The 15,513-nt window shown below is 51.7% G+C and carries 10 protein-coding genes; 8 read left to right on the forward strand and 2 right to left on the reverse strand.

The features are described 5' to 3' along the window. Positions 1 to 76: 76 nt before the first annotated feature. The 3 genes from BUF15_RS15180 (at position 77) to BUF15_RS15190 (ending at position 4,824) form a co-directional block, all read left to right on the forward strand. Complete coding sequence (locus BUF15_RS15180; protein WP_073614509.1) at positions 77 to 436, forward strand: response regulator; 360 nt, start codon at positions 77 to 79, stop codon at positions 434 to 436. 224 nt (positions 437 to 660) lie between these two features. Continuing rightward, a complete protein-coding gene (locus tag BUF15_RS15185; RefSeq protein WP_073614511.1) occupies positions 661 to 2,382 on the forward strand; it encodes a methyl-accepting chemotaxis protein in 1,722 nt (573 codons plus the stop codon). A gap of 75 nt (positions 2,383 to 2,457) precedes the next feature. Next, positions 2,458 to 4,824 (forward strand): ATP-binding protein, encoded by a 2,367-nt coding sequence (locus tag BUF15_RS15190; RefSeq protein ID WP_073614512.1) that lies wholly within the window; start codon positions 2,458 to 2,460, stop codon positions 4,822 to 4,824. Between the two features lie 30 nt (positions 4,825 to 4,854). On the opposite strand, the gene rarD is transcribed toward BUF15_RS15190, so the two are convergent. After that, on the reverse strand, positions 4,855 to 5,760 hold the full coding sequence (gene rarD, locus BUF15_RS15195) for an EamA family transporter RarD (protein WP_073614514.1): 906 nt from the start codon (positions 5,758 to 5,760) through the stop codon (positions 4,855 to 4,857). 43 nt (positions 5,761 to 5,803) lie between these two features. After that, positions 5,804 to 6,559 (reverse strand): cytochrome c biogenesis CcdA family protein, encoded by a 756-nt coding sequence (locus tag BUF15_RS15200; protein WP_073614516.1) that lies wholly within the window; start codon positions 6,557 to 6,559, stop codon positions 5,804 to 5,806. A 258-nt stretch (positions 6,560 to 6,817) separates the two neighbouring features. On the opposite strand from BUF15_RS15200, the gene BUF15_RS15205 reads away from it, so the two are divergent. The 5 genes from BUF15_RS15205 to BUF15_RS15225 all read left to right on the forward strand — a co-directional run bounded on the left by BUF15_RS15205 (position 6,818) and on the right by BUF15_RS15225 (position 15,480). After that, positions 6,818 to 7,453: a TetR/AcrR family transcriptional regulator gene (locus BUF15_RS15205; RefSeq protein ID WP_073614519.1), complete on the forward strand. Its 636-nt coding sequence runs from the start codon at positions 6,818 to 6,820 to the stop codon at positions 7,451 to 7,453. Next, positions 7,450 to 8,601, forward strand: a complete 1,152-nt coding sequence (locus BUF15_RS15210) for an efflux RND transporter periplasmic adaptor subunit (RefSeq protein WP_084554031.1) — start codon at positions 7,450 to 7,452, stop codon at positions 8,599 to 8,601. The genes BUF15_RS15205 and BUF15_RS15210 overlap by 4 nt, the downstream gene beginning before the upstream one ends. Beyond that, positions 8,598 to 11,924, forward strand: a complete 3,327-nt coding sequence (locus BUF15_RS15215; RefSeq protein WP_073614523.1) for an efflux RND transporter permease subunit — start codon at positions 8,598 to 8,600, stop codon at positions 11,922 to 11,924. The genes BUF15_RS15210 and BUF15_RS15215 overlap by 4 nt, the downstream gene beginning before the upstream one ends. Beyond that, on the forward strand, positions 11,924 to 13,378 hold the full coding sequence (locus tag BUF15_RS15220) for a TolC family protein (RefSeq protein WP_073614525.1): 1,455 nt from the start codon (positions 11,924 to 11,926) through the stop codon (positions 13,376 to 13,378). The genes BUF15_RS15215 and BUF15_RS15220 overlap by 1 nt, the downstream gene beginning before the upstream one ends. A 218-nt stretch (positions 13,379 to 13,596) precedes the next feature. After that, positions 13,597 to 15,480 carry a diguanylate cyclase gene (locus tag BUF15_RS15225; protein WP_073614527.1) on the forward strand — a complete coding sequence of 628 codons (1,884 nt, stop codon included), beginning with the start codon at positions 13,597 to 13,599 and terminating at the stop codon, positions 15,478 to 15,480. Positions 15,481 to 15,513: the final 33 nt, after the last annotated feature.

The following is a 15,513-nucleotide window of genomic DNA, read 5'->3' on the forward strand; positions in this document are numbered from 1 at the left end:
AGAGTTAATGATAACAATTCGAATGAAATGGTACACAGTGTCACAACCACAAGCCCTCAGATAACCGGACGTCAACGTGAAAAAGCTCCTCTATATTGAAGACAACGAAGCTATCCGAGATCTGGTCCGGCTTATTCTGGCGCGACGTAACGACATCGAAATGTTTGAGGCTGAAACAGGCAGCGAAGGAATCCATCTGGCATTTACCATAGCGCCCGATATTATTCTTGTCGACATCACTCTTCCTGATATGACCGGCAATGAGGTGCTGAAACAACTTCGCGAGCAGGTAAAGACAGCCACCATTCCAGCCATTGCCATTTCCGGAAACGGTATCGACGACACCAGACACTCCTCACCCGGGTTTGATGCATACCTGGAAAAACCGGTTAACATTACAAGTATCTACACGACTATCGACAGTCTTCTCAGCTAACGGTCTCCCTGCCCTACTGCCGCATTTTTTTCGTCCGCTAACAGATTTACACCTGATTCCGCTTTTTTTTATAAAACCTTTTCACATTGCTGGAAATTCAACATATACTTAAACTGACTTACAACAAGAGTGTTCGCAAGACACTTAAAATTCAATAGTTTTTTCGTTTTAGTACAGACCCCACCCTGGCATCGGAACGAGAAGGGGCATTTCAGGAGGGAATCATGCTCAACAGGTTCACTGTCAAACAACGGATGTATCTCATTATTGTCGCCATTCTGGCTCTCTTTCTGGTCATGACCTATTTCGCCATCCAGAACGGGACAAAGACCAGAGATATGGGGATACAAAAAACAGGCGAGGTCATGCTGTCCGACCAGAAAGCCAAACTGCAGGTGGCAAGTCATACCATTGCCGTTGCTATTGGCCACGCAATTGAGTCCATTACAGATAAAGAACAACAGATCGAACTTATCCGCAAGATGATCGATGATGTCCGTTTTGAAGAGGATAGTTCCGGCTACTATTTCGTCTATGAAGGAACGGTTAACGTCGCCCTGCCTCCCAATAAGAAGCTACAGGGAAATGACCTTGCCGAACTCAAAGATAAAAACGGTGTGTTCCTGGTACGCGAATTGTTCGATAATGCGAAGAAAGGTGGCGGCTTTGTCTCCTATATCTGGCCAAAACCCAACGCCGGTGACGTACCCAAGCTCAGCTACTCGGAGATGATACCCGGTACCAACATGTGGATCGGCACTGGTGTCTATCTGGACAATATCGATGCCTATCAGGCCAGCATGAGCAGTGAAATCACCAGCCAGGTCAAAAAAAGCATTTTTGTGATGCTCTCCACCGCAGGTCTTATCTTTGCTGGAATCATCACCCTCTGTCTGATCATCGTCATCGGCATCGTTAAAGCACTCGGTTCAATGATCAACAGTTTTCAGGATATAGCCGAAGGCGAAGGTGACCTGACCAAGCGTATCGAGATAAAATCCCGTGACGAGATTGCCGAGCTGGCAAAATGGTTCAACATCTTTCTGGAAAAACTGCAGCGCATCATTGGCACCATTGCCCAGAATACCGCTGCAGTTGACAGCGAATCACAAAACCTCTCCGTAATCGCAGCGAGTCTTGAAAAAAATGCCGGTCAGACCTCTGATCTTTCCGAAAACGTCGCCTCCTCGGCCGAGGAAATGAGCGTCAACATGAATAACGTTGCCGCAGCCATGGAGCAGTCCACCACCAACACCTCAATGGTGGCAAGCGCCGCCGAAGAGATGACCGCCACCATCAACGAGATTGCCCAGAATGCCGGCAAGGCTCACACTATTTCTGAGACAGCGGTCACTCAGGCTGAAAAGACCTCCGTCCGTATGGCAGAACTGGGAGCTTCTGCTGAGGCGATCAGCAAGGTGACAGAAACTATCACCGAGATCTCCGAGCAGACCAACCTGCTGGCGTTGAATGCCACCATTGAGGCCGCCCGGGCCGGTGAGGCAGGTAAAGGTTTTGCGGTAGTTGCCAATGAAATCAAGGAACTCGCCAAGCAGACCGCAATGGCCACCCTGGACATTAAAAAGCAAATCGACGACGTCCAGTCCACCACCGGCACTACAGTAGCAGAGATCAAAGAAATCAGTGCCGTCATTAACAGCGTCAATGAGATCGTTGCCAATATCTCCACCTCGGTGGCTGAACAGTCCGCGGCAACTGCAGAGATTGCCAACAATATCAACCAGGCTGCCCAAGGCTTAAGCGAGGTAAATGAGAATGTCAGTCAGGTCTCGGTAGTAGCCGGCTCCATAACCAAGGATATCAGCATGGTCAACAGTGCCGCCGAGGATATCTCGACCAGCAGCTCACAGGTCAACACCAGTAGTTCGGACCTGATGCGCATGGCTGAAGAGCTGAAAAAGGTGGTCAACACCTTTAAGATCTAAGCGACTCACGCGTCGCAAGACGAGTACCGGTTATCACCGGCGCTCGTCTTGCGGCAACAGGCAACAGCATAGTGCATGCCCATCCATAACTCCATTACTCGATCAGCAGCACGGTCCACGCTACTTCGCCAGGTTCTCCTGCTATTGTTGCTTTTCGCTGTCATTTTCATAATGGCTGGCCAAACATTCGCCCAGTCCAGGCACATCCTGTATTTGAACTCATACCATGTCGGCTACAAATGGTCGGATGAGGAATATCAGGGATTTCTTGATACCCTCGAACCTTCCAGTGCCAAAATCGCCCTGCACGTCGAATACCTCGACACGAAACGCTTTTCATCGGACGAGCGTTTGGACCAGCTTGCCGAGGCACTTGCCATCAAATATCAGGATATTCCCATCGACATGGTGGTCTCCACTGATGACGCCGCCTTCCTGCTCTTAAAGCGCTTCGGCAACACGGTATTTCCCGGTGTCCCGGTTTTTTTCTGCGGCACCAACTATCTGGACGCCGAGGACCTGCATGATTTACCAAATTTTCACGGTGTCACGGAAAGAGCCGATATCGATGCAACATTTGCGACAATCCTCGAACTACTCCCCCAAACACTCAATATTTACGTCATTAATGACAGAACGATCACTGGAAAAAGAGTTCACCCTGCTATTGAAAAGGCCATGGCGAAATTTCAAGGCCAAGTGAAGTTCACCCTCTGGGAAGATATCTCGATGGCCGAACTCATATCCAGGGTGAATAGCATTCCTCAAGATAGTGTTATTTTCTACACCTTCTTTTTTCAGGACAAAACAGGTCAAACCTTTGAATATGACCAGGCCATCAGCCTCATATCCCGACAAAGTCCCGTACCAATCTTCGGTGCCTGGGATTTCAATCTGGGCCTGGGACTGACCGGTGGCATGCTGACCAGCGGATACCAACAGGGCGCGGCGATGGCGGAGATGGTGAGATCCTGGCTGGAACGAACTCCGATCACCGAAATTCCACCACTGGCTGAAAGTCCGAACCGTTTCATGTTCGACTACGCACAGCTGACCAGATTCAATATCAATCCCGACAAGCTGCCGCCAGACAGCCTGATCATCAATCGCCCCATCACCTTTATCCAGAAGCATCAATCCGTTCTTATCACTTCGGGTATATTCATCGCGATCCTGCTTGTGGTTATCCTTATCCTCACCGTCAATATTTACCGAAGGAGACAGGCTGAAATCGAACTGCGCAGAAGCGAGGAAAATTTCCGTTCAATCTTCAACAACAATAACGACGGGCTCTATCAGGCCACAGCAGATGGACGTTTCCTCCAGGTCAATCCGGCACTGGCCAAGATGTTGAAATTCTCGTCCCCGCAGGAAGTGATAGACCACTTCACTGACATTGACCAACAGCTCTACATCTCACAGTCTCCACGAAAAACACTCACCAATAACTGGGCTAAGGGCGAGCACTCACTCAAGTGTCGTGATGGTTCAATCATCGATGTCATCGAAAATACCCACACCGTTTATGACCTATATGACAATGTCCTCTATCTGGAGGGTTCAATCACCGATATTTCCGAATACAAGAAAACCCAGGAGTTGATATCGCAAACGGAAAAAATTATTTCCCTGGGCGGTGTTGCCGCCGGCATAGCCCACGAAATACGAAGTCCGCTCGCCTCCATTGTCCAGGGGATTCAGGTGGTGAAAAACCGGATTTTCGACAACAACGAGATGAACATCCAGGCTGCAGTTGATTGCAACTGTACGCTTGACCAGGTGAGGAGATATGCGGAAAAAAGGGAAATAAAAAAGATGCTGGGCGATATCCATGAAGCGGGCCAGCGGGCTGGTGTAATTATCGAGGATATGCTCTCTTTCAGCAGAAAAACCATTGGTGACTTTTCCCTGGAGTCACTGGAAAAAATTATAAATCAGGCAATCGCTCTGGCTGAAAAAGACCATGAACTCAAGAGAACCTATAGCTTCAAATCAATAACGATCAATAAATTGTTCGAGGAGAACATGCCCAAGGTTTACTGCAGTGCCAGCAAGATCCAACAGGTCTTTTTTAATATTCTCAAAAACGGCGCTGAAGCAATGGGTGATGCAGGAACCAGCTTCCCGACATTTACCATCAGGATCATGCGGGATGGCAAAACTGCCAGGGTGGAGATCGAAGACAACGGGCCGGGGATGAGCAGCGAGCTGGCCCAGAGAGTTTTCGACCCCTTCTTCACCACCAAGGAGCGGGAAAAGGGCACCGGCCTAGGGCTATCTGTGTCCTATTTTATTGTCAAAGAAAATCATCATGGCGACCTGCGGGTCTCAACCCAGCCGGATCTCGGCACGACCTTTATTGTCGAATTGCCGCTGGAGCCGCCTCTGCGCGAACAACAGGAAGCAAAAGAAGAAGAAAAAACAACGAAAATATCTCACTGAAGCCAAGCAGGCTTCACCGGAATTGCTCCTTCATCCTTTCCCCACACTGCATAACGCACGCTGCCGACGTCGTCTGAGTAATGTTCCTTCCGCCATATAGATAAAAAGTGCACTCCAGATCATTGCAAAACCGGCCATTCTTTCTGGCGGAAAGGGTTCATGATAGAGAAATATGCCGAGCAAAAGATTTATGCTGGGAGCGATATACTGCAAAAGACCCAGATGGGTAAGAGATATCCGCTGGGCGGCGAACCCAAAGAGCAAAAGCGGCAACGAAGTGATGAGGCCCGAGCCCAAAAGAAGCAAGGTCTGGAGAAGATCTCCATGGCCAAAAGCGCCTCGCCCATCGACCTCCCATGCCAGCAGCACCGCTGCCGCCGGCACAAACAGCACCATCGTCTCCAGACACAGTCCTTCAATAGCCGGAGCTGATACTTTTTTGTGTAAAAAACCGTAGAGGCCGAAAGAACAGGCCAACGTCAGCGCAATCCAGGGAAACTGCCCATAATAGAAGGTAAGGTACATGACCCCGAAAAGGGCAATCACCAGCGCCCCGATCTGCCCCGGCCGCAGTCGCTCTGTAAGAAAGATCACCCCAAGCAGCACCGAGACCAGGGGATTAATGAAATAACCAAGACTTGCCTCAATGACATAACCGGCATTCACCGCCCAGATATAGAGCAGCCAGTTGCCGGACAAGAGCAGAGCCGCCAGCGAGAAGAGCAGAAGGCTCCGCCTGTTACGGATAATGGAAACAAGAGACCTGAGTCGGCCCATGAGCAGAATGAGCCCGAGGGTAAAGAACAGGGACCAGACCATACGGTGCAAAAGAATTTCCTGGGCAGAAACTGCATGAAGTGCTTTCCAGAAAATCGGCAAAATCCCCCAGAGCACATAGGCCCCCACTGCTGCAACTATACCGGTTGAGTATTGCATACCACCATCTACCCTTTCGGAAAGGTTTCAAATAATACCGTGGTTACGAATTGAACAGCAGGCCGCTCGAGAACCAGTAATAGAGTATATAGCCACCGGCTGTCAGCAGGAAAAATGCCGATATAGTATTTATATAGGGAATAATTCTCCGCATGGTACCAAGAACAAACCGTTTTTTCACAAGCGCCATACTCATTGTCAGAGCATGCATGACAAGCCCCATACCCAGCACGTAGCTGACAAAGCGGAGAAGACCGTCGAGATAGTTGTCCGCAGTGACCGAACTGCCCACTACCGCCAAGAAAACCGGCAATGTACAACCAAGGGATGTAGCACCAAATGCCAGTCCGAACAGAAAATAGCCCCTGACGTTCATTCGCCGGAAATCGCCCACCCAGTCAACCACCTTCGCAGCCGCAGGAAGGGCCACCGATCGCCCAGACAGGATTCGCAAGCCCAGAATAACAAGCACCCCCCCGACACCAACCGCAAACCAGGGGATCAACTTCATCAGGTAATAGCCAGTGGCCATAACTGCCGCGCCCACCAAACCGAAAAGCAGCCCGAAACCAACCGTCACCACCAGTGCCACCCAGGTCGCTTTCATGGCACGTGTTGCCAGGGTCTGACTCGTGTAGTTCTCCTCTTCGGCACCAAGATAAAGAGAGATATAGACCGGTAGCAGAAAAAAGCCGCAGGGGTTGACCGCTGAGACCATCCCCGCACCGAAGGCGTAGCCCATCGGTAACATCTCGGCTATCTGGCCGACCAACTGACTAACTATTCCCTGAATACCCATTTCGTATCCTTTCAAATCCCTATCTTGTCTTTGTCTTACCGGTTACATAACAGCACGGTTACCGCAATTTGTCCATATAGATATAGCAATAGCCAGCTCATTGTACACAACCTTTTTTAGGAAATCCTTAATTTCCAGCACAAGGCTCCACTCTGAACAAATTTTCGACCGCGGTCAACTTTTATCTTGACGCCATGCAACGGGCAGGGTAAAAGTCGACCGTGGTCATTTTTAACAATTCATCGCAGCAGGAACAACATGCACCTCACTAGAGAAGCAAAAAAGAAGAAAACCAAGAAGGCTATTCTTGCCGCAGCAGTTGAACTCTTCTCCATCAATGGTTTTGAAAAAACCTCCATCTCGCAGCTCGCAAAAACTGCGGGCGTCGGCAAAGGCACTGTCTACAGCTATTTCAAAACCAAGCAGGACTTACTGCTGGCCTTCTGCGAAGACGAACTTGAATATATTCATGAACAGCTCAACACCAGAACCAACCAGGATGCCCCTGTTTTCGAGCAACTGGTAACCGTCTTTATGGCAGAGTTTGAGTATGTTACCAGAAATCCCGAATTCGGCAGACTCTATATGCAGGAAATCGTTTTTCCCAAAAAACTGCTGGCGGAAAAACACAAGGAAGGTGAAAACAAGTTTTTTGAAATGATATTTCCTATCCTACTGAAAGGGCAGGAACGCGGAGAGATCCGTCAAGAGTTTGAGTTGCTGCACCTCTGCGGTCATTTTTTTGCCATTTACTTACTGCTGCTTCATGCCTGGTATTCCGATTTCATCGCTACCAGTGAGGCGGAAGCGGCACTGAGAACACTCTTTACTCAGGCCTTTGTCGGCCTTCAGCCATCAACTGCAACCACCCACCATGCCGAGGCACAATCATGAGTTCTCCTACTACTCCTCCCAAATCCCTGCGTGCCAGAACTGTCTACTTTATCTGGAGCAATATGCCGAGATTCGCCCTGTTGATGATGGTGGCACTCATTGTCGTGCTCTTTTTCGCCATCAAAAAAGAAGGAGAATCCATCGCTGCCAGTAAAGCTGCGGAAATCAGTAGTGAGAAACCGCCGGTCAACGCTGTGACCCTTCTGCTCACTCCCAGAGAAATCCAAGACAGGATCAACCTTCCAGGTTCAATCGAGCCGTGGACCGACCTGCAGCTGCTGGCAAAAATCAAGGGCACCGTTACCGAACTCCTGGTAAGCGAAGGTGACCGGGTCAACGAAGGTGACATCATCGCCCGGATCGAGGAAGCCGATTACCGTATAGCGCTCGAACGGGCTCGGGCCGCCTACAATCAAGCCAAGGCCGATCTTGAGCGTGACAAATCGATCTACTCCAAGGGCATGATCCCGACAGCGGATATCGAAAACCGTCGCACGAATCTGGCCAAAGCAAAAGCCGATCTGGAAGATGCCGAACTGCAGTATTCCCGCTGCAATATCGTCGCCCCTATGAGTGGAATCATCAAGACGATGGATGCCAAGATCGGTTTGTTGCTTTCAGTGGGCGACCCCATTGCCAGAATCCTAGAGATTGACCGATTAAAAGGGGTAATCGGCATACCCGAATCCGATGTCAACGCTGTTCGGCCGCTCACCAGCGTCGAGATGTCCATCCAGGCCCTTGGCGACGAAAAAATCATCGGAAAAAACCAGTTTATTTCCCCCGCTCCCGATTCCGTGGCCCGGCTCTATGAAATGGAGCTTGCGATCGACAACAGTGACGGTCGTATCCTGCCAGGTATGTTCGTGCGGGCCGATATTGTCAAGAAAACTGTTGCGAATGCCGTGGTCGTCCCCTTCTACTCCGTTATCTCCCGGAAGAACGAGCATTTTGTCTTTGTGGAAAAAAATGGCGTGGTCGAAAAGCGCAACGTCAAAATGGGCATCATGGACGGCTGGATGGTGCAGATCACTACAGGACTTGCCGCCGGTGAAAACCTGGTGGTCGAAGGTCACCGTGATGTCGAGAACGGTCAGCAGGTCAACGTCATCAAGGCCCTGACCAATCCCGGGGAGCTGACCTTATGATCATCTCAGATACCGCAGTCCAGAAAAGCACAGCGGTGGCGGTACTGGCCCTGCTGCTCATCATCTTCGGCGTGTACTGTTATAAGGTATTGCCCCGGGAGAGCGATCCGGACATCACCATCCCGAACGTCTTTATCTCCACCAACTACCGCGGTGTCTCGCCTTCCGATATCGAGACCGCCGTCACCATCGAGATCGAAAAGAAGTTAAAGGGACTCGATGGACTCAAGAAGATCAAGTCGGTCAGTTCCGAGGGACTTTCTTCTATTAATGTGGAGTTTGTAACCGGTACCGATATCGATCAGGCCTTACAAGACGTGAAAGACAAGGTTGATGAGGCTATGGGCGATCTGCCCACCGATCTCGATGAGGATCCGTCTGTCTTCGAAGTCAATTTCTCGGAGATGCCCATCGTCGTCTATTCCCTGAGCGGCACCTGCGGCCTGCCCTGCCTCAAAGATATCGCCGATGATTTAAAAGACGATATCGAAGGTATTACGGGTGTGCTGGAGGTGGATGTCACCGGCGGGCTAGAACGTGAAATCCGGGTCGAAGTCTTTCCTGAAAAACTGGCCTATTACGGGCTTTCTATCGGTTCCCTCCAGCAGGCTGTGGAGAGTGAAAACCAGAATACCTCCGGCGGCAACATCCGTCTTGGCAACGGGCGCTTCCAGCTGCGGGTGCCTGGTGAGTTCAAGACCCCTGAAGAGATCTACGGTCTTATTATCGGCACCCACAACGGCCAGCCGGTCTACCTCAAAAACGTGGCACAGGTGGTTGATGGTTTCAAGGAAGAGACCAGCCGTTCCCGGCTCGACGGCCGCTCGGCGGTAAACCTCTCGGTCAAGAAACGAAGCGGTGAGAATATTATCAGCATCAGCCGCGATATCGACTCGATCATCGCGGAGAGCAAACTGAGCTGGCCGTCCGGCACATCGATGACCAAGGTCCTCGACAAGTCACGGGACATCGAGCTGATGGTGGCCGATCTTGAGAACAACATCCTTTCAGGCCTTGCCCTGGTTATGATCGTCATCTTCCTGACCATGGGTATACGAAACGCCCTGCTGGTGAGTCTCGCCATCCCCTTTTCGATGCTGATCTCCTTTACCATCCTCTATGTGATGGGGATCACCCTGAATATGGTTGTGCTGTTCAGCCTGACCCTGGCACTCGGCATGCTGGTGGATAACGCTATCGTCATCGTCGAGAACATCTATCGCTTCATGCAACAGGGGATAGGCCGTAAAGAGGCTGCCATGCGGGCGACCTCCGAGGTCGCCTACCCGGTTATCGGCTCGACGCTCACCACCCTGGCCGCCTTTTTCCCGATGATGTTCTGGCCGGGCATCATGGGCGAGTTCATGAGCTATCTACCACTCACACTTATCGTCACCCTGACATCAAGCCTGTTCGTCGCGCTGGTCATCAATCCGGCGGCGGCCTCAATGTTTATGAGGGTCAAGACTCCGGCCGGAGCCGAACCGGTTCCGCGTGAAGTCTCAGATCTGGCTGCGGAAAAACCGGTCGAGATAAAGGGCTTTCTTTTAACCCGTTACGAAAAGCTCCTCCGCGGCGCTCTCGACAAACCGTTTACCGTCATCGGTCTGGCTTTCTGTGTTCTCTTCCTCATGTTGGAATGCTGGCTGTTGGTAATCGGTCTTGAAAAACCGATAGAGTTTTTTCCGGAGATCGACCCGAAAGGCATGTACGTGAATATCGATGTGCCGGAAGGCGCTGATATTGACTATATCGATCAGATCATCAAGAGGGTGGAGTTCGCCGTAGCCGGTGCCAACCCCGATGCTCTTGATGCCAACGGCAAACCGCTCACTCCTCTTAAGGCTCTGGCCCCCAAAGAATATGAGAAACCTGACGGCGAAAAGTATTTCGGACCGAGCGATCTGAAAAACATCAAGAATATCTACATGCGTGGGGTGGTCTCCAGCGGCGGCAGTTCTTCCTTTTCCGCCAACACCCCAAACCACGTAGGTATCCGCTTTCTGGAGCTGGATGAGCGAGCAGAGTCATCCCATGACACACTGGCGACTATCAGGGATCGGGTCAAGGATATTCCCGGCGGCAAAATTACCATCGCTATGGAAGAAGAAGGTCCACCCACCGGTGCCCCCATTAATATTGAGATTTCCGGCGAAAATTTTGCGGTGCTTGGAGAAATTGCCAAACATGTCAAAGACTACCTCAACCGGATCCCCATGGTTGAGGATGTACGCGATGATTTTGTGGAAGGTATCCCTTCGGTACAGGTGCTGATCGACCGACAGAAGGCAGCCCTCTTCGGACTCACTACCGACGGTGTTGGTTTTGCCTTGAAGAGCGCCTATAACGGCATTGAAGTCTCGTCGTTTCGCGAAGGTGATGATGATTACGACATCACCGTACAGTTGCAGGAGTCGGACCGTCGAGTCGTCGATATTCTCCATGAGCTGATGCTGCCCACCCCATCAGGCCAGTTGGTGCCGCTGTCGACCATCGCCAAAGTGAACTTTGCCGGCTCGATCGGTGACATCAACCGCATCAACAACGAGCGGGTGGTCACTGTCAAGGCCAATGTCAATGAAACCCAGACCACCGGTCCGGTCAAGCGGGAGGAGGCGGCAAAACTGCTTGAGCAGCTGCCCCTGCCCCCCGGCTACAAGATAAAGTTCACCGGAGAGTTTGAGTTTCAACAGGAGTCGCAGGATTTCCTCAGCAAGGCTTTCATGGTGGCGCTGCTCCTGATCTTCCTTATCCTTGTGGTAATGTTCAATTCGGTGAGCCAGCCCTTTATCATCATGACCTCGGTCATACTCTCGTTAGGCGGTGCCTTCCTCGGGCTCACCCTTTTCAAGTCGCCTTTTGGTATCATCATGACCGGAGTGGGAGTTATTTCTTTAGCAGGAGTGGTGGTGAATAACGCCATCGTTCTGATTGATTACACCAACAAGTTGCGAGAACGTGGCTACAGCCTGCGTGACTCAGTCGTCTTCGCCGGTGCCACCAGGCTGCGGCCGGTACTTCTCACCGCCATCACCACCATCCTCGGCCTGATCCCCATGATCACCGGAGTGTCCTACGACTTCCACAGCTGGTCCATCTCCTGGGCCAGCGAGTCTAGCCAATGGTGGCGCTCCATGGCGGTGGTGGTCACCTTCGGTCTGGTGGTGGCAACAGCACTGACCCTGGTGGTGGTGCCGACAATTTATTATCTCCAGGAACGATTCGGCGCCATCCGCAGTGAACTCATGTCGCGACTGAGCCGACTGTACTGGAAACCCTACCCCTATCTTGCCGGTGAACAACCCATGGACGAGGAAAAATAATGTTCAAGACCTTACCCTATTATCTGGTGGCGCTCATGATGCTGCCAGCCATATCGTGGGCCCAGGCCAAAGATGCCCCGGTGCCGCTCACCTTGAAGACAGCGGTTGAGACGGCCCTTGCCAACAACCTCAACCTGACCCTCAGGCGTGAAGATACCAATATCGCTGCCGGAGCTATTGACATAGCCAAAGGCCGCTTCGATAAACAGTTCAACGCCGAAACCGGCGTGGAAGGTGTACACTCCACCCCGTTGTATGCGAACGGAATCGACAATGAAAACAGCGGCCGCCTCGACGCTTCGATAACAAAACGATTCACTACCGGTACCGAAGTGGAACTGGGATGGACGAATTCTCGTTACGATGCCGATGCCTTCGGGATAGAAGTTAATCCTTCCTATCGATCAATGGTCGAACTCGGGATCAGTCAGCCGCTGCTTCGAGGCTGGGGAACGGAAATCCAAACCGGCCAGGTTACCGCCGCCGAGATCGAGCACACCGCCTCAACCTTCCAAGTGAACAGCACGGCTGCGGATTTGGCCGCTCTGGTGAAACGCGGTTACTGGAACCTGGTGTTTTCCTGGCAGGATATCGAAGTGAAGAAATTTTCGGTATCCCTCGCCCGCAAACTGCTGGCGGAAACTGAGGCCAAGATAGCCGCCGGTGCGCTGGCAGAAGTGGAGATCTACCAGCCACAATCGGAAGTGACCCGGCGCGAAGAGGATTTGATTGCCGCTGAACTGGCCATCGGCCTGGCCGAGGATGAACTGAAACTCCTACTGAACAGCAGCGACTGGCTCACGCCCTTTGCCCCGACGGACACCCCGTCAACCGAGCCGGTTACACTTGAACAAAAAAAGATCCTGCAAAATGCTCTCGCCAACAGGCCGGATCTCAAAGCGGCCAAAATGAGCATCGACGCTGCCCGGATTCGCCAGACCCTGGCCGAAGATGACCTGCGTCCAGCTCTCAGTCTCGCCGGTCGTGTCGGCTATGGCGGCCTTGATGATAGCTATGGAGACGCTCTCGATGCAGCCCTCGACGACCCAGACACCGAATGGCAGGTTGGCCTGCAGCTCTCAATCCCGCTGGATAATACAACAGCCAAAGGTTCACTGCAGCAGGCCAGAGCTCTCCATGCAAAGGCCAAAACCAGCGCGCAGCTCCTGGAACTTGAGATCACCAAAAGTGTTCGCACCACGGTTCGCGATATAGAGTTAGCCATCAAAGGCATGGAAGCGACCCGGAAAACGAGCCTTGCAACCAAGAAGAGGCTGGAAGCCGAGCAGGCCAAATTCGATGCCGGCCGCTCCACTACCCTCGATGTCCTTATCGCCCAGGAATCCTATGCAAGAGCACTTAGTCAGGAAAATCGGACCGCTATTTTCTACGTCCAGGCCCTGGCTGAACTGGATCGAATCCAAGGGTTCGTGACGCTCGCTTCCGCACAGTAACTGTCCATTCTCGTTTTTTCTATCACCGCACCCTGCCGCCCGTTCTTTTCGGGCGGCCTTTTTCCCATTCTCCTTCTCACCTAATTCCCGTACTTGTTTTTTTCTTGTGAAATCGTGTACCATTACACAGAAAAAATTGAAATAAATCCTGAGTCTTTTCAGTCGATCAGCCGGGCACAAATTCGGACTCCGGTTTCCCTCCCGTATAGCAGAGCACAATGGAAAACAGTGAAATTTACAAAAGACTAACTGCTGAATCCAAGCTCCCTTCCCCATCGAAGGTTGCGACAGAGGTCATACGGCTCTGCTACAGCGAAAGCTCGTCATTGCAGGATATCGCGAATGTGGTTGAAACCGATCCAGCCCTTTCCGCAAAATTCCTCAAATACGCCAATTCTGCACTGATGGGCACCATGGTGCCGATTACTTCAATCCAGCGCGCTGCGGTAAGAATAGGCATCCGCGGCATGGCCAGCATGGCACTCAGCTTCTCATTTCTTTCCCAGCAGAATAAATGCGAGTGCCGGGAGTTCAATTACCACCGCTACTGGTCAAAATCACTGGCACATGCGATCGCAGCCCGCGCCCTGGCCCAGAAAAGTAAAAACTTAGACCCGGATGAGCTCTTCACCTGTGCCCTCTTAAGCCATATCGGCGAACTAGCCCTGGCCACTGCTTTTCCAGAGGAATACGTTGAAATCCTCGCCCGCTCGCTAGGCACCAAGGAAATGCTGGAAGAGGAACAACGCATCTTTGAAATCCATCATCATAACCTCAGTGCAGAAATGTTTACAGACTGGGGCCTGCCCAAACTGTTCGGTCAAGCGGTTCGCATTCACGAATCCTATGTGGCAGACGAAGAAGAAAACGAAGAATTGGCAGAGCTCGCCGAAATTCTCCATCTCTCACTACAGATAGCCAACATCTGTGTGCTGGACCTACCGCTCTCTATAAGTTTTGATGCAGTGGAAAAGCTCGCCGAAAATTATGGTATTGCGGCAAAAGAATTCGGCGCGTTCTTCGAACAGATTGTCCTTACCTGGCAGGAATGGGGATACCTCTTCCAGATCCCAACCCAGCAATGTCCACTTTATCACCAGCTCAAGACTCTGGACGCCAATTCCATAGAAGCACAGGTCCGCAGCAGGCCGGAAACTGAGATTTTGCTGCTGGCAGTTGATGACGATCCCCTCACCCTGCTCAACCTTACTCGGATTCTCGGGAGTGAAAGTCGACAGATCATCACTGCTGAGAATGGTAAGCAGGCATTGCAAATTGCCCTTGAAAAGCGACCGGAAATGGTGATTACCGACTGGCGCATGCCCCAAATGGATGGACTTGAGCTCTGCATGGCTTTGCGCCAGGAGACCACCACCCAGCACACCTACATCATCATGCTCACCGGGGCAGAGGCGGACGATGAACTGGTCCAGGCCTTTGATGCCGGCGCCGACGATTATGTGGTTAAGCCTTTCACTCCCAAGGTTCTCGAAGCGCGGATACGGGGTGGCGAGAGATTGATCCGCTATCAGCGAAAGATCAACAGAGATCGTGAGGTTATTCAGAAATATGCTGTGCGGCTCGGTGTAGCCAACCGCAAGCTGCACACCATGACCGATGCCCTCACCGGTCTGCCCAACAGGCGTAATGCCATGGCCCGCTTAAAAGATGTGGTGGCGGAATCGAGCCGTTACGGCGAAAAACTGAGCTGCATCATGATCGATGTCGATCATTTCAAAAACATCAACGACACCCATGGCCATGATAACGGCGATCTCGTACTCAAGGAAGTTGCCCAGATTTTCAGTAAAAATGCAAGAAGTTACGACATGGTAAGCCGCATGGGCGGGGAGGAGTTCCTCGTTATCAGCACCAGAAGCGACCGAGAAGAATCGCTGCAACTGGCCGAACGTCTGCGCGCCGCAGTAGAAAAACATGTTATGGAACTTGGTGGCGGCACAGTCGCACAAGTCACCATCAGTGCCGGGGTTGCCTCATGGCGTGACGAATATGCCAATGGCGGCGAACTGATCAAGGCCGCCGACGATGCCCTTTACCGGGCCAAAAAGAACGGTAGAAACAGGGTCGAAACCGCCTGGTAGCCACAACCTGCGTCCCCCTCAGACAGTTTCTTA

The organism is Desulfopila aestuarii DSM 18488 (assembly GCF_900143695.1).
Taxonomy (GTDB): Bacteria; Desulfobacterota; Desulfobulbia; order Desulfobulbales; family Desulfocapsaceae; genus Desulfopila; species Desulfopila aestuarii.